We start from the raw sequence: 15,819 nt of genomic DNA on the forward strand, positions 1-15,819 counted from the left end.
GCTCCCAAACGGGAGCTTTTTTATGGATGCTTTTTTCTTTTCTTTTTTCTCAAAATAGGAGCAGAAGGATATTTTCGTTTTGGAGTCAGGTTGTTAAAAATTAAGGCAATAAACAACAAAATAAGAGCGCCACTTAGCACAGGGAAAATAACATAACCATATCCAAGTGCTTTTATTTGCGGACCACCTGTAACCGCAATCAATGCCGTTGCACCACCAGGCGGATGCAATGTTTTTGTGATTTGCATCAATACGATAGATAACGAAACGGCAAGGGGAGCAGCTATCCATAAAACATCCGGAACCAGTTTTTGTACCGTAACGCCAATTAGTGCCGAAACGACATGGCCTCCTATCAGATTACGGGGTTGCGCCAATGGACTTTGAATTACACCATAGACCAAAACACAGGAAGCTCCAAAGGAACCTATCAGAAATACAAAATCATTTTCATTGAACGACCCATACTGCAAATAGGCAATGAGTCCCATTCCAACAAATGAACCAATAAATGCCCAAAAATGCTCCCTGAAATCAACAAGCGTTTCTTTATAGAGAACATATCTGGTTTTGCGGTAGGTGCGATGTATCTTTTTGATTGGCATTAGGCGGTTGTTTTGGCTGCGTAAGTATATACGGTATATGGGCAAAGCCTTTCGGCTACATATTTAGAAACTAAAGAAACAACCAATATAGGCCAGAATAAAACATAACTCCCTACTAATCCGCAAACCAAAAACAGGGCAGTGAAAGGCGCACTTATACTGGCGCTAAGCATTGCGGCCATTCCTATAACCATAAAATTTAATGGAATTACTCCGGCATCAAAAAAACGATTGGACACGAAAGCCAGTAAAAGACCCAGAAGCGCTCCAATAAATATACTTGGAGCAAAAACACCGCCATCGCCACCAGACGAAAGCGTAACGGAAGTAATAATTGGCTTTAAAACAATACAGGCTGCCAGGGTTAAAAGTACCGAAATAGCAGGAGTTGAACTTGAGTTGGCTATATTTTCTTTTACGGCATTATAGCCATCACCAAACAATTGTGGGAAAAGAAACAATCCGACTCCAACTAGCAATGCTCCCAATACGACCCTGTAATAAGGAGTCTTTATTTTCGAAAACCAAGCCTTGATTTGCAATACACATTTGGTGAGATAAACGGAATTTATACCTGCAATAATTCCTAATAAGATAAAATAGGGAATAGCATGATAGTTCCATGTTGAAATGCCAACGTCAAAGAGTGGCTTTACATCCATAAAAAATAAAAACAACCAGGTCACGCTTATCGCAATAACGGTTGTAAACAGGAATGACCTTGATAATTTTTTAGAAATGACTTCATAAGCAAACAAAAGGCCGGCTATTGGACTTGCAAATAAAGCGGCAACACCTGCAGAAACTCCGGCACAGATTAATTCTGTCTTATACCTTTTCAAAAAGCTTTCTTTGGAATGTGCAATGGAACCAACTGCGGCAGAAGCCACAACGGTAGAAACTTCAATTCCTGTAGAACCGCCAAAAGCTACTGTAATCAGTCCGTTGATGAAATGGGAAGGGATTTTATAGGCGGGCAGACTTTTACCCGGTTTTGTACTTTCAAATACCTCTTTGATTCCTTTGTTTTCCTTGTTCTTAAAAAGATAAATCCGTAAAAAATAAATTACAGAAAGTCCAAAAAACGGAAGTACCAAAAGCAGGAAATTATACTTTTCGGCTTTGCCGTAAAAAACGCCTTCATAATGTTCTGTTACATGTTTTAGTGAAATAGCCAGAAATGAGGCCAAAAAACCGACCAGTACTGCTGCAAGAGCAAGCTTAAGCCATTTTAGCCAAAGCAGTTTTTTACGAGTTTGCATCTTATCTTCAGGATTTATGCAAAGATAGTTCATCAAATGTTTTCTACTTTTAATTTAACGTTTTTAAATAAGTCTCAGGTTCATAAAATTTGAGAAAAAAAATGTTTGCAGATACCCATTTAATCCAATGTTTAGTATATTTACCATCATTCAATCCATCTATAATTAATACAATTATGAGCTATTACCAAGTCAAGAGTCTGGAACAATATTTCAAACATTATAACAAATCCATAAGAGAGCCCAGAAAATTTTGGGACAAAATTGCTGATGAGAATTTCACATGGTACCAAAAATGGGATAAGGTTGTTGAATTCGATATGCAGGAGGCGGATGTCAAGTGGTTTTTAAATGCTAAAGTTAATATTACTAAAAACTGTATAGACAGGCATCTGGCTAAAAGAGGAAACAAGACGGCTATTATTTTTGAGCCCAACGACCCAAAAGAAGAAGCACAGCATATTACCTACAATGAACTATACGACAGGGTTGCAAAAATGGCCAATGTTCTTAGAGAACAGGGAATAAAGAAAGGCGACAGAGTATGCATTTATTTGCCTATGATTCCTGAATTGGCTATTGCCGTTTTAGCATGTGCCCGAATAGGAGCAGTTCACTCGGTTATTTTTGCCGGATTTTCGGCTTCGGCAGTAACTACTAGAGTAAATGATTCGCAATGCAAAATGGTTATCACATCTGATGGCGCCTATAGAGGAAACAAATCAATCGATCTTAAAGGTATTATTGATGAGGCTCTGGAAAAATGCCCTTCGGTAGAAAAAGTTCTGGTTGTTAAAAGAACAAACGCAGAAATCAACATGAAAACAGGCCGCGATTTGTGGCTACAGCCTTTGTTGGAAGCTGCAATTCCAAACAATGTGGCTGAAATTATGGATGCTGAAGACCCATTGTTTATTCTTTATACTTCGGGTTCTACAGGAAAACCTAAAGGAATGCTTCACACTACGGCAGGTTATATGGTTTTTGCAGCCTATACGTTTAAAAATATATTCAATTACGAAGAAAACGACATCTATTGGTGTACTGCCGACATAGGCTGGATTACAGGACATTCTTATATATTATATGGGCCATTGCTAAATGGTGCCACAACCGTAATTTTTGAAGGAGTTCCGTCTTATCCAGATTTTGGAAGATTCTGGGAAGTCATCGACAAACACAAGGTTACCCAATTTTATACGGCTCCAACAGCCATTCGTTCATTAGCAAAAGAAAACAGTGAGTGGGTTGAAAAGTACGACCTGTCAACATTAAAAGTCATTGGCTCTGTAGGAGAACCGATTAATGAAGAAGCATGGCACTGGTATAACAACCACGTGGGTAAAAAAAGATGCCCGATTGTAGATACCTGGTGGCAGACAGAAACCGGAGGAATCATGATTTCACCGCTACCTTTTATAACACCAACAAAACCAACTTATGCGACTTTTCCTTTACCGGGAATCCAGGCCGTTTTGATGGATGAAAAACGCAATGAAATTGAAGAAAACCAAATTGTAGGAAGCCTTTGTATTAAATTTCCCTGGCCGGGAATGGCACGAACCATTTGGGGTGACCACCAACGATTTAAAGAAACTTATTTTACGGCTTTTCCAGGCAAATATTTCACAGGCGATGGCGCCTTACGTGATGAAGTAGGCTATTACAGAATCACGGGTCGTGTAGACGATGTGGTAATTGTTTCCGGACATAATCTGGGAACAGCTCCTATTGAAGATGCTATCAACGAACACCCTGCTGTGGCTGAATCGGCAATTGTTGGTTTTCCTCATGATATTAAAGGAAATGCTTTGTATGGCTTTATTATTCTTAAAGAATATGGCGAATCCAGAGACAGGGCAAATTTAGCAAATGAAATCAACCAGCACATTTCCGGTCATATCGGACCAATTGCTAAGCTGGACAAAATTCAGTTCGTTTCCGGATTGCCAAAAACACGTTCCGGTAAAATTATGAGAAGAATCCTAAGAAAAATTGCAGAAGGCGATTTCTCTAATTTTGGAGATACAACAACGTTATTGAATCCTGAAATTGTGGAAGAAATCAAAAACGGAAGAGTATAAAATGTATTGAGTTGAATTATAAAAACAGCTTCAAGACAAGTGCTTGAAGCTGTTTCTTTTTTAGTTCTTAAGATCTAATGTTCTTACATCTCCGTTAGGTGTTATAACATGGTATAATTTTTTGGTTTCTTCTTTTGTTTTTTTCTTTGTCTTGTAAGAAATACTGAATTCCATTACATATTGAATGCCTACAGCCGGAGAATCAGAATTCATAATCTTGTCAAAAGAATCCGGGTCTATACCGTCATAATAAAAAGTCTTATTTTTCCTTTGTTCTTTTCGTACCAACACCTTATTGGAATTGTAATAATCATTATAAACGGCATCTGAACTTTCAAAGGCAGTAAAGTTTTTATACTGTTTACCCGGTTGGATACTGTAGAAATTTATTAATAGCTGTGGCTCCGATTCAAAATCTCTTTTTCCGTATTTATCATAAATTTTACTTCTGGATTTTAAAACCTCATTAGCTTCTGCCAACATTTCATCATAGATTTTTTCGGTATCAGCTTTTTTATAATCGACTTTGATGATGTTGTAGATTTCATATTCCGAAGCCATATCAATCAGTTTGTCGAACAAGCTGACATCTTTTAGTTTGACAATAATATTCTTTTTTATCTCAAATCCCTTATCTTCCTGGGTTATATTGACCTGATTGGAGGTAGAAGTTGATTTATAGTCATAAATTTTAGTCTGCGAAATAAAATCAACAAAAATCTCTTCTTCCCGGATTCCCGTTTTTTTCAACGCATTTTTGAAACCATCCAAACGCTTATTGATTTTGGCATTGCAGTCTTTTACAGACAATCCTTCTTCGTTTAGCCCCAAAGTGACCACATAGGAATCCGGTTTTACATTGTTTAAAATTGCAATCCTGAAATTAATACCATCTTCTGTATAGTTAACCTTTTCTGCGTTTTGAAATAAGCCCGCATTTTTATAGTTATACGGATTATTCTGATTGTTATACACTTGGTTGGCGCCATGTTGGGCGTAAGCCATACCAAAGAATAAAATACCTGCAATTGTGAATTTTAATTTCATCTTGATTTTTGTTATTGATTAATGATGCAAGATTACGTTGCCATTCAAAACGGAGTCCGGTAAAACTGCTTTCCTTTGGCTGTAACCTTTTTACAGTAGTTTTACAGCAGATTTACAACAGTTTTTTATACCTTTCGGGCTACTTTTGAACTCATTTTTGTTGATGACCGAATTAGACTTTTTCCAACTTTTAAAACAGGAAGTGCTTTTGACTTACCAGAAGCAGTATCCTTATTTTCAAGGAAACTGGAAAAGTTTTTCTTCACAGGATATTCAGAATCTTATCGAATTGGTTGAAGAGAAAACCAGACAGGGAATTAGTGAAAAATGGATTTACACACATCTTAAAGCCGAAACCAATTCCAAACTGCCAAGAAAAGACATGCTTGATATTTTAAGCCAATTTTCCGGATTTTCAGGTTGGGATGAATTTGTTTTTAAAAACAGGGAAGTAGCCGTTGAGCAAAAAGAAAACCATTCCCAAAAGAATAAAAGACATTTTGTTGTTATTGGTTTTTTAGCTGTTATAATGGTTGCTATTCTCTTTTTTGCTTACTCAGGTAAGAAACAGACACAGAAATTGCAACTGAAGAATGAATTTACAAATGATACCATACAGGCAAAAGAAGTAAAAGCCTATACTATTGAGGATGATAAAAAAATTGAAATACCCATTCGTAATTCTGAAATAGAAGTGGCGCTGAAAGATGAAAATGCAAAAGTTGTCATTCAGAGCCCTTACTACAAAAAACAGGAGATAAAAGTAAACAAGACTTCAGAAAAGACGGAAATCTTATTGCAGCCCGACGATTATGCCATGATGCTCAAAGCCTTTATGAAATCGGATATTAAAGATTGGGAAACCCGAAAAATACAACTCAATAAAATCTTATCGGATAATCTGGAAGTCATTGTGATGCTTAAAAATGATTTGGGAGCCGAATATTTCAATAAAAATGAGTTTTCGGAAAAACTTGTCATTCCTACCGAATCTGTAAAGCGAATGCAGATTCTGGAAATTAAAAACAACGATGAAGGAAAAATTGAATTTATAAGAATCAAACAATGATAAAGTATTTTACAGTCATACTATTCCTTTTTTACAACTGCACTTTTGCGCAAGAAGCCAACCATGCTATTGCAGCAAACAGTATAAAAACCAACTTTTCTGTAAAAGCACTTGAAGCTTATGAAGAAAATTCTTTTTCAAAGCTGGAAGATTTTTATGAGCTTTTAGAAATATATTCTGCTAAAAACACTCCCAATACTTTAAAAAAACAATTAGAAGAAAGAATTAATGCTTTGTATAAGGAAAACACTTTGGTTTCCGACTTTTTTACTTCAGACAAAATAAGTGTAGACAGATTACTGGAGAAAGTAGCTTCCAAGGAACTTAAATTTGAGATAAAAAATATCCAGAAAGTAAAAACGTTTGGCAATTACTGGACAGCATCCTATATACTAACCATTCAAAGAGATACAGAAACTTTACAAAAAAATATATCCCAAAGAATTTATTTCTACCCGGAAGCAAAAACGTTTGGAAATAAAAAGAAAGAAGTCTGGAGTCTGTTTTTAGGAGAGATGGAATAGGAATCAGTTTCCCGAAATTACTTTCTGTCTATGCAGGTTTCCCCATTTTTCCATTGCAATTAATACTTCTTCCAAAGTTTTGCTATACTCTGTCAGTGCGTATTGCACTGTGACAGGTTTCGTATTACAGACTTCTCTGCTCACAAGACCATTCATTTCCAGTTCTTGAAGCTCTTTTGACAAAATCCGGGGCGAAATTCCGGCTTCTCGGGATAATTCATTAAACCCTCTTTTTCCATTTCTTAAAACAGAAAGAAGGACCAGTTTCCATTTCCCGCCTACCACATCTAATGTATCTCGGATGGCTAATTTAGCCTTAGCACATCTATCTTCTATATGTATTTCCATATACTATTCTTTTTGTAACTACTATCCTTTTTGTAACAGATAACAAATGTATAGTAATTCTTTTAAAATTTGTGATAACAATTTAAAAATAAAAAAAGATGAAATTATTAAGAGTAATAACCAGCTTCAAAGGAAAGGAATCCATGAGTTTTCAATTGGGAAATGCAATTGTAGAAAAAATTAAAACTCAACACCCGGAAATAGATACTGTTATACGAAATCTAACAAAAGATGAAATCCCACATCTTAACGAACTCCATTTCAATTCATTTATGACACCTGCACAGAACCTTTCTGCTGAACTGAAGGATGCGATATCTTATTCAAATGATGCTTTAGAAGAACTGTTACCGGCAGATATATTGGTCATAGATGTGCCTATGTATAATTTGAGTATTCCTTCATCACTTAAAGCATGGATAGACCATATCGTTAGGGTTGGTATAACTTTTCGTTATTCAGAAAATGGAGTGGAGGGATTACTGAAGGATAAAAAGGTATACCTGGCAATAGCAAGCGGAGGAATTTTTTCTGAAGGACCATTAAAGGAATTTGACCTTACTGAAAAATATATGCGGAATGTATTAGGTTTTCTGGGTATTACAGACATAACTGTTTTTAGGGTTGAAGGCTCTGCAATTCCTCAATTTAAGGATGAAGCTTTACCAAAAGCACTGCAGTCTGTAGCAGCCTATAGTTTATAAAGACAGAAACAATTGGGATATAGGTTAGCAGCCTGTCAATTTTCCGACAGAAAATCTTTATCTTTACAATAGACAAAATTAAGACCAAATAATGAAGAAAATAGGATTTTTATCGTTTGGGCATTGGGCCAATCATCCGGCTTATAAAACGCGTACGGCTAGCGATACGTTACTCCAATCTATTGACCTTGCTGTTGCAGCCGAAGATATTGGTATAGATGGCGCTTATTTTCGCGTACATCATTTTGCAGCGCAGTTAGCCTCACCATTTCCTTTACTTTCGGCTATTGGTGCCAAAACAAGTAAGATAGAAATAGGTACGGGAGTGATTGACATGCGTTATGAAAATCCGCTCTATATGGTGGAAGATGCCGGAGCTGCCGACCTGATTTCGGAAGGACGATTGCAATTAGGAATAAGCAGAGGTTCACCAGAGCAGGTTATTGAAGGCTGGCGCTATTTTGGATATGAACCGAAAGAAGGAGAAAACGATGCCGATATGGGCCGCCGTAAAGCCATGGAATTTTTAGAAAGATTGGATGGCGTAGGTTTTGCCCAACCTAATCCAACTCCGATGTTTCCTAATCCGCCGGGTTTACTGCGTTTGGAACCTTACTCAAAAGGATTGCGTGAACGTATCTGGTGGGGAGCTGCTTCCAATGCAACAGCAGTTTGGGCAGCAGAAAACAGAATGCACCTCCAAAGTTCAACCCTGAAATTTGATGAAAGCGGCAAGCCTTTTCATGTACAGCAAGCCGAACAAATCCGGTTGTATAAGGAAGCCTGGAAAAAAGCAGGACATCCGGGAGAACCAAGAGTGTCTGTGAGTCGTTCTATCTTTGCTTTGGTAAATGACCAGGACCGACTTTATTTTGGTCAGGAAGCCAATAGAGTAGACCAGATTGGAATGATTGAACCCGGCAGAAATGCCATCTTTGGACGGAGCTATGCCGCAGAACCGGATAAACTGATAAAAGAATTGGCCGAAGACGAAGCAATTCAGGAAGCCGACACCTTGCTTTTGACTATTCCTAATACATTAGGTGTTGATTACAATGTGCATGTATTGTCATCTATTTTGGAGCATGTGGCACCGGGATTGGGATGGCGTTAGGCTTACCAGTTAAATCTTATATCATTAATACAAAAATAAAATCCCGGCTTTTTTAGGCTGGGATTTTTGTTTGGTACAGATTTAAATCTGATAAAACAATATTAATTGCACCTGAATTATTAAATCTGAGGCATTCCCACACTGCTTTATATTGATTGTTACCCCGGATGAAAAAGTAAATTTTTAACTACACGTGCCTACTTAAAAATACTTTTTATTTTCAAATAGTATTTGATTTATATAGTTTTTACTATCATATGATTTTATTTAAATAAATCATTATCAGTTTTTTATGAAAAAATAACTATACACGTGTATATATACGTTGGTTGTTTTTGCTTTTTATTCACCTTGTTTTTTTTCTTTGTAATGACAGCTATTGTCTATTGCCAAAGCATATTTATCCTATGTTATTTGTATAAAGTGGGCAAGGGCTAATAGAGGTTTCTTGCTTAATTAGAACTGTATGGAACTAATAGATTAATGAATGATTTTGAATATGGGACATAATTTAGCAGTTGAAGAGCACCGGATATTAAAGAGCTTTATAAAACAATTCCTGATTGAAAAAAATGACAGTTTGATTCAAAACCATGCCATTGAACTGACTTATATCACCAAATTGCTCAACAGTGTATTTGATACCTGTTTTGATTTTAAGGTCAGTGTTACTGATGTATACAGAATTTTCGAAGAATATGGCTATGTACATTCCATAACTGGCCCCAAACTGTCCATATGGACGGAAACATCTCACATTCAAGCTAACTCCTGTGCCATATATATTACTATTTCGCCTATAACAATATTGGAACTTAAAGCTGTTGCTGCCAGCCGTAAAATGGGGTATACAACTGCAGAAATGTTTCAGATAGAGGAAGCACTAGTTAAACTTAGGGCTTTTTGGGCAACTGCTATTTAAAGTACTGTCCCCCACAGTTTTTATTTTTTAGTTCGCCTTTTTTTATACTTACCCCATCAGTCTTATCATCTTGTTGTTTTGAATGTTTTTCTAAACAACCTTATTGTTAATTGTTGTTAGAGATCTATAAATAGAACAAACTTAACCTTAAAATGCCAGTGATGAACTACAAATTTCTAACCTTATTATTTGCTATGGGAGCCTGTGGGGCTTATGGAGAGGTTGGAATTAGAACCGGAATGTCTGATAATTCTATCCGGTTAGAGGCCGTTGCTAATAACAAAGGTATTTTGCTTTCTCAGGCAACCCATACCGGCACAACAGCTATTACAAAAAAAGATAATATCAACAGCCTGTCTGTTTCTGACAAAGTAACTACTTCCGATAATGCAGGAGGTTATGGGATAGATTATAATCAATTATTGGAAAGCACTGGAAATCTCCAACTATCGCAAAAAGCATTGCGACAGACCGTCATGATATTGATTTTCTTTTTAATAACCTGCACTATTCTGTTATTGCTGCTGTTACGTGCGTATAAAAAAATCAGAAACGATTATAAAAAGAAGGTTGTGTTATGTGAGCTTCTTAAAAATAAAAACAGTTCTTTATCTGAAGCAGATACAATTAAATCTAACCTGGTTTCCATATTGGCTCATGATTTCCGTTCACCTCTTATTTCAATGCTTTATATGATGCGATTGTTAGAAAGAAATTCGGAATTACTTACCAAATCAGAAAAGGAATCTTTTTATCTGGCTATGAGCAACGATATTTCAGTAACGCTGGAAAATTTTGATGCTACCCTGCAATGGATTAAACACCAGCTTGGAGAATTTAAAATCAATTTTGAAACCGTAAATATCCGTTCGTTGCTTAATGAAGCCATTAGCGGTTACAAGGCACAGCTGAATGAAAAAAGTATAACCGTTATTAATAATGTGCCTGAAGGCATTTTAACTACATCTGATCGGGAAATGCTGCAATTCGTAAACAGAAACCTGTTATCGAATGCATTAAAATTTTCTCCTAAAGGCAAAACTATTGCTATAGATGCCCTCAAAACAGGGAAAGAAATTATAATTTCTGTAAAAGATGAAGGACCAGGACTATCCGATAATCAAATGAAAAAACTATTTTCCATAAGCAGTAAAGGAGGTTCAACCCGTGATGGCGCAGGTATTGCACTTTCGTTTAGTAAAGATTTTATAGTAAAACTTGGCGGAAGAATTTGGGCTGAAAACCGCAATACAGGTGGTACCATTTTCAGCTATGGCGTTCCATCCGGCTCAATTAATAGGGAAAGAACCACCGCCAAGATTGTGGCTTAATCATTACAGAAAGAACAAATAAAAACACTATTCTTTATTTTCTGTTCCTGATGAAATATCCTTATTTTTTAAATTATCAATAAAATAGGAGGGAGAGATGCCTGTTTCCTTTTTAAATATTGTTGTAAATACCTCTCTTGACGAAAAGCCGCATAATTCAGCAAGATAACTTATTTTATATTCTCTGTGTTTGGGTTCTTCATAAAGTAATTCTACAATATAGTTTATCCTTAAGCCATTGATGTAATTATTAAATGATTTGCCCTTATATTTTTTTATAACTTCAGAAAGATATCGCGTGTTGGTATTCAGATGATTAGCCAACCAAGTAAGGCTAACTTCCTTTTTAATCACATTTTTAGATTTTTCAAATTTTTCCAGTTTCAAGAGTAGGGCATCAGTAGTTTCTTCTGTAATAGTAAACGATTTATCTGACGATATCTTACCATAATTTTCTTCTTCAGTAAGTCTGCCTGGTTTTTTTTCTGACTTTAGTTTTTCAATTAAGCTTTCATAGTTTTCATGTAAAATCCTGTTTTTTCTTTTCCAGAATAGCCTTACAACAAAAGCCATAATGACAAGAATACAACCCGAAATAATAACGATTATAGTTGTATGCTTCTTTTTTTCCTGTGAAACGATTTGGTTTACAGGTGCTTCAATACTTGCATTTTGCGCTGCCGTAATACTGTCGTTTATACTTGTATACAATTGCATATACTTTTTTGACAGAGCTTTGTTGTCTAATTCAAGATAAGAGTCTGCCAGCATTTCATAAGACTCTTTTCGCATATAAGGCGAATTCGCTTTTCTTTCTAATTCTAAAGCATTAGTAGCATATTTTATAGTGTTATTATAGTCTTTTTTTGCCTGGAAGAAACGGCCAAAAGAGTTTGATAGTAACACTCTGTTTATGGCCATAAGCTTGTATTTTTTATTATCGTATATGGCTATTGCATCCATAAAATACTTTTCGGCGAGATCTACTCTTTGTGGTTTATGCTGATTTATATAGAACATGCCAATATTGGAGTTAGTACCGGCAAGTATATCATATTTGTCATTAAGCTTAGTATCGGGGCTATTGTCATCAATTTGTTTTATTTCGTCCAAACTTTTTTTCAGGTAATGTAAAATGCTATCCTGGGAATAATTGTCGTCCATACGATCAAAATAGGTTATCATATTCCCATAAATGAGTGACGTTTTATAATGGCGCGTATTTTTCTGCTGAATTTTTTTGGAAGCTTTTAAGGCAGCCTGGTATTTTTCATAGCTTGGTTTGCTCAATCCCAATTGACCGTGCGCAAGTGCCATCATCCTGTATAAATCTGTGAGTGCTATATAATTTTTGAGTTCCAGTGCAAGGGGTTCCATTTCCCGACTGGTTTCAATCACTTTTTTATAATTATCTTCACGCATATAAAAAACGGTTAACATGCTTCCGCTTTTTAGTAATCCTTCCTTATATCCGATTCGTTTGGAGGCTTCTCTTGCCTTTAGTATAATTTTTAAGCCCTTCTGATTGTCAACAAAATCTAAAGTGTATCCCGCATCTTTTAATAATTTGTCGATATCCTCTTTATTTGATTGGGCATTGAGTAGCGAAGAAAACAAGCAGAGAAGAAGTAAGGCCGAAAATATTCTGTTCATAAATTTTTATTTTGTGGGTACTGCAAATTTAATTATTTGTAATAGACGTCTTACTATTAAGATTATTTTAATTACTGTATTTAAAAGACACATATGAAAACTTCAATATCATATTTTGTCATCTAATTTATTGAAAATCATTTGTTTGTTTATTGTCTTTAATGTGATATATTCCGAAATGATTACACACATGCATGTACTTGCGTAGTTTTTTGGCTTAAAATTGCATTGAATTTCAGGCATTATTTTTAATTACAAACTACTATGGTTTTAGAAAGCATTTCAGGTTTTTATTGCAAATTAATTGAAGTTGGAACCGAAAAGTATACGCAAAAAATGGAAGTGGAACATATTAAATTATGGAATAAAAGTTTCCTTTCGCTCTCGCTTTTATTTTTTGCTATTTCTGTATATGATTTTATTTATATATCATCTTTAATCTCGTATTGCTTCTTTCTTCTGTCTATTCTCTTCTTTTATACGATATTCACAGATTTAAAATTTAATGCCCTTGCCCAAACCTTTACATATCTGTTATTGAGTTTTATTTTTTTTTATATATCTTCTCACATAGGGCTTGGGTCGGGAATTTATTTCTATTACATTCCGTTGATTCTATCATTGCCTGTTTTTTTTAAAATCAGTAGAAATAAAAAGGCAATAGTATTAATATGCTTTTTCCTTTTTTTCATGATGTTTTTAGATATAAAGACAAATTCAGTTAAACATCCGGTAAACGATATGATTTTTTTCGAATCATTGCTGGGTTCAATTGGACTTGTGTTTTGGCTTGTCTGTTTTATCATAAGAAAACAAGCCATATCCATAAAATATTATAAAAAGAGGGTTGGAATATGGAAAAGAGAAGCAGAAATTGATATAGACAAATTAAAGGAAGTTATAGATATGGCTGTACAGAACAGTAGTCATTTCTTTCCAAAATTTAAGGAACTGTATCCTTACTTCTGCGAAAGGCTGATTGAAATTCAACCTAATGTCGTGGCAAGCGAACAGGAATTCTGTGCCTATATAAAACTGGGTTTTACCACAAAAGAAATAGCTAAGTTTACCAATTCCAGCATTAGAAGCATAGAGGGGAAAAAGTACAGAATCAGGAGAAAGTATAACATTAGCGAAAAGGTCGATATTTATGTATGGGCTGCTAATCTTTAGAGTTTTGATATTTAAATAATTTGGTTCATTAAATAAATATAAAATCTGCATAATCATCCTAATCCGTGGCTAAAATACAATTGCACTCGAAGTCAGCCAATCATCTTTATCAAAATAATTAAAAAAAAACACCGGCGTAAACCGGTGTTTTAAAAGTAACTGTCTCAAACGAATCTACTTAATAATCATGGTATATTCTCAATTACTTTTTGGGTACAATTAATTATTTATTATTGATTACAGAAAAAACATTCTTCTTGAAATTTCGGTACTGGTAAAAATGTACTTCAATCTTTTCCTTGAAATCGTTATGAGAATTCAGGAAAAAGGTTTCACATTGAAGGTCTTCACATTCTTTCAATACCTCTAATTTTCGGTCATAATTGATTAATTCTTCTTGAATTTCAGAATTCTGAACCTTGAAAACCTTCATCTTTTCCAAGATATTTGAATAAGACTTGTCATTTTTAGCTCCCAATAAATTGGAAAACAAAATGATTTCTTCTTCAATGATTGCCACTTCATCTTTCCAGCGGTCAACATCCCTGTTGATGAAAAACTTTTGCAAGTCATCCTGGTCCTGATGTATCTTGATTAGCTCTTTTTTCATGGTCATTATTTTTGTAAAGCGTCCGGTTGTTCTACATTCAGAATTTTTATGGCATTCATTCCGGATGGGAATTGCCACATAATTTCATCTGAAACAGCATAGCCAAATAACGCCAGCCCCATAGGAGCCAGAATTGACAATCTGTTTTGTGAAATATCGCTTTTTTCCGGCGTAACAATCTGGAAGCTTTTCGGGTCACCAAAAGGCATCTGTACTGTTACTATAGAATTAAACCTTACAATCTCTTCAGGCATGCTTTCCTTGTCCATAATCGTTGCCGATTTAAGCTCATTAGCCAGCTTTTCAATAGAAGCCTTGTAAGTTTTGTCTACATTATGACCTGCATTAGAGATAATCTGTCGCAGCATTTCATATTCTCTTTTCTCGATGATTATTTCTTTCATGATTCACTACAATTAATTAAGGGAAAATACCACGTTGTATATAAGCAGTTTCAATTCTGGAAATAGCCAGAATGTAGGCAGCAGTTCTCCAGTCTACCTGCTTTTCGTTTACGATATTTTGCACTTTTTTGTAGTTTTCAGTAAGTTTCTTTTCGATTTTAGCCATAACTTCATCCAATGGCCATAATTCACCATTACGGTTTTGCAACCACTCAAAGTAGCTACCAATAACACCACCTGAGTTACATAAGATATCCGGGATAATAGTTATTCCTCTTTCCAAAAGAATTCTTTCTCCTTCGTTATCTGTTGGTCCGTTAGCACCTTCTGCTACTACTTTAGCTTTAATATCATAAGCATTGGCAGCAGTAATTTGGTTACCTAAAGCAGCCGGAATTACAAAATCACAGTCTAAAGCGAAGAAATCTTTTGGTTCCATTTCTTTAGCACCTGTAAATCCCTGAATTGAACCTTTTCTTGGTTTTGAATGCTCGTACAAATCATTAACAGAAATTCCATTCTCATTGATAATTGTAGCGTGAGCATCCTGAACAGCTAATAATTTAGCCCCATCTTTTTCCATGAAGTAAGAAACCCAGTAACCCACGTTTCCAAATCCTTGAACAATGTATTTTTTACCGGCTAATGTTTCATTCTTGTTTTCGAAGAAAAGCTTTAGAGTCAGGTAAACACCAAATCCTGTAGCACGGTCACGACCTTCTAATCCACCGGAACCAACAGGCTTTCCTGTTACTACGTGTTTGTTGTTTGACCTTTCAGATGGAGATTTTGTTGACATATAAGTGTCAGCAATCCAAGCCATTGTTTGCTCGTTTGTATTTACGTCCGGAGCAGGAATATCCAACTCTGGGCCAATATTATCGCCCAAAGCGAAAGTAAATCTTCTTGTGATTCGCTCTAATTCAGAAAGCGAATAATCTCTTGGATTAATCTGGATACCACCTTTAG

The 15,819-nt window shown here is 35.5% G+C and carries 16 protein-coding genes; 8 read left to right on the forward strand and 8 right to left on the reverse strand.

Annotation, left to right across the window (positions count from 1 at the left end):
- Positions 1 to 20 precede the first annotated feature (20 nt).
- Together BGO88_RS10370 and BGO88_RS10375 are read right to left on the reverse strand one after the other, a co-directional pair.
- Positions 21 to 605: an HPP family protein gene (locus tag BGO88_RS10370; protein WP_286706826.1), complete on the reverse strand. Its 585-nt coding sequence runs from the start codon at positions 603 to 605 to the stop codon at positions 21 to 23.
- The gene (locus tag BGO88_RS10375; RefSeq protein WP_286706827.1) at positions 605 to 1,900 is read right to left on the reverse strand and encodes a chloride channel protein; all 1,296 of its coding nucleotides are present in this window, start codon (positions 1,898 to 1,900) and stop codon (positions 605 to 607) included. Before BGO88_RS10375 ends, BGO88_RS10370 begins: the two co-directional genes overlap by 1 nt.
- Positions 1,901 to 2,043: 143 nt before the next feature.
- Between BGO88_RS10375 and acs the strand changes: the two genes are divergently transcribed.
- Entirely contained in the window at positions 2,044 to 3,951 is a 1,908-nt protein-coding gene (gene acs / locus BGO88_RS10380; RefSeq protein WP_101472579.1) for an acetate--CoA ligase, read from the forward strand.
- A gap of 60 nt (positions 3,952 to 4,011) precedes the next feature.
- Here acs and BGO88_RS10385 read toward each other — a convergent pair whose 3' ends face one another.
- A complete protein-coding gene (locus BGO88_RS10385) occupies positions 4,012 to 4,998 on the reverse strand; it encodes an SIMPL domain-containing protein (RefSeq protein ID WP_286706828.1) in 987 nt (328 codons plus the stop codon).
- Between the two features lie 163 nt (positions 4,999 to 5,161).
- On the opposite strand from BGO88_RS10385, the gene BGO88_RS10390 reads away from it, so the two are divergent.
- Together BGO88_RS10390 and BGO88_RS10395 are read left to right on the forward strand one after the other, a co-directional pair.
- Positions 5,162 to 6,067, forward strand: coding sequence for a hypothetical protein (locus BGO88_RS10390; protein ID WP_286706829.1), 906 nt, complete (start codon positions 5,162 to 5,164; stop codon positions 6,065 to 6,067).
- Entirely contained in the window at positions 6,064 to 6,591 is a 528-nt protein-coding gene (locus BGO88_RS10395) for a hypothetical protein (RefSeq protein ID WP_286706830.1), read from the forward strand. The genes BGO88_RS10390 and BGO88_RS10395 overlap by 4 nt, the downstream gene beginning before the upstream one ends.
- Before the next feature lie 3 nt (positions 6,592 to 6,594).
- Here BGO88_RS10395 and BGO88_RS10400 read toward each other — a convergent pair whose 3' ends face one another.
- Positions 6,595 to 6,939 carry a winged helix-turn-helix transcriptional regulator gene (locus tag BGO88_RS10400; RefSeq protein ID WP_286706831.1) on the reverse strand — a complete coding sequence of 115 codons (345 nt, stop codon included), beginning with the start codon at positions 6,937 to 6,939 and terminating at the stop codon, positions 6,595 to 6,597.
- A gap of 98 nt (positions 6,940 to 7,037) precedes the next feature.
- Between BGO88_RS10400 and BGO88_RS10405 the strand changes: the two genes are divergently transcribed.
- The 4 genes from BGO88_RS10405 (at position 7,038) to BGO88_RS10420 (ending at position 11,010) form a co-directional block, all read left to right on the forward strand.
- Positions 7,038 to 7,643 (forward strand): FMN-dependent NADH-azoreductase, encoded by a 606-nt coding sequence (locus BGO88_RS10405; protein WP_286706832.1) that lies wholly within the window; start codon positions 7,038 to 7,040, stop codon positions 7,641 to 7,643.
- 91 nt (positions 7,644 to 7,734) lie between these two features.
- Complete coding sequence (locus BGO88_RS10410) at positions 7,735 to 8,757, forward strand: LLM class flavin-dependent oxidoreductase (RefSeq protein WP_286706833.1); 1,023 nt, start codon at positions 7,735 to 7,737, stop codon at positions 8,755 to 8,757.
- A 499-nt stretch (positions 8,758 to 9,256) separates the two neighbouring features.
- On the forward strand, positions 9,257 to 9,679 hold the full coding sequence (locus BGO88_RS10415; protein ID WP_286706834.1) for a hypothetical protein: 423 nt from the start codon (positions 9,257 to 9,259) through the stop codon (positions 9,677 to 9,679).
- 161 nt (positions 9,680 to 9,840) lie between these two features.
- A complete protein-coding gene (locus tag BGO88_RS10420; RefSeq protein WP_286706835.1) occupies positions 9,841 to 11,010 on the forward strand; it encodes a sensor histidine kinase in 1,170 nt (389 codons plus the stop codon).
- A gap of 27 nt (positions 11,011 to 11,037) precedes the next feature.
- Here the strand turns inward: BGO88_RS10420 and BGO88_RS10425 are convergent, their stop codons facing one another.
- Positions 11,038 to 12,663, reverse strand: a complete 1,626-nt coding sequence (locus tag BGO88_RS10425; RefSeq protein ID WP_286706836.1) for a helix-turn-helix domain-containing protein — start codon at positions 12,661 to 12,663, stop codon at positions 11,038 to 11,040.
- A gap of 741 nt (positions 12,664 to 13,404) precedes the next feature.
- On the opposite strand from BGO88_RS10425, the gene BGO88_RS10430 reads away from it, so the two are divergent.
- Positions 13,405 to 13,836 (forward strand): helix-turn-helix transcriptional regulator, encoded by a 432-nt coding sequence (locus BGO88_RS10430; RefSeq protein ID WP_157486197.1) that lies wholly within the window; start codon positions 13,405 to 13,407, stop codon positions 13,834 to 13,836.
- A 223-nt stretch (positions 13,837 to 14,059) separates the two neighbouring features.
- Here the strand turns inward: BGO88_RS10430 and BGO88_RS10435 are convergent, their stop codons facing one another.
- The 3 genes from BGO88_RS10435 to BGO88_RS10445 all read right to left on the reverse strand — a co-directional run.
- Entirely contained in the window at positions 14,060 to 14,446 is a 387-nt protein-coding gene (locus tag BGO88_RS10435; protein ID WP_286706837.1) for a hypothetical protein, read from the reverse strand.
- A gap of 5 nt (positions 14,447 to 14,451) precedes the next feature.
- On the reverse strand, positions 14,452 to 14,850 hold the full coding sequence (locus tag BGO88_RS10440; protein ID WP_056073554.1) for a GreA/GreB family elongation factor: 399 nt from the start codon (positions 14,848 to 14,850) through the stop codon (positions 14,452 to 14,454).
- 16 nt (positions 14,851 to 14,866) lie between these two features.
- On the reverse strand, positions 14,867 to 15,819 hold a 953-nt coding region (locus BGO88_RS10445; RefSeq protein ID WP_286706838.1), incomplete at its 5' end, for a Glu/Leu/Phe/Val family dehydrogenase.

The sequence above is a fragment of the Flavobacterium sp. 38-13 genome (assembly GCF_001899155.1).
In the GTDB taxonomy this organism is placed as follows: domain Bacteria; phylum Bacteroidota; class Bacteroidia; order Flavobacteriales; family Flavobacteriaceae; genus Flavobacterium; species Flavobacterium lindanitolerans.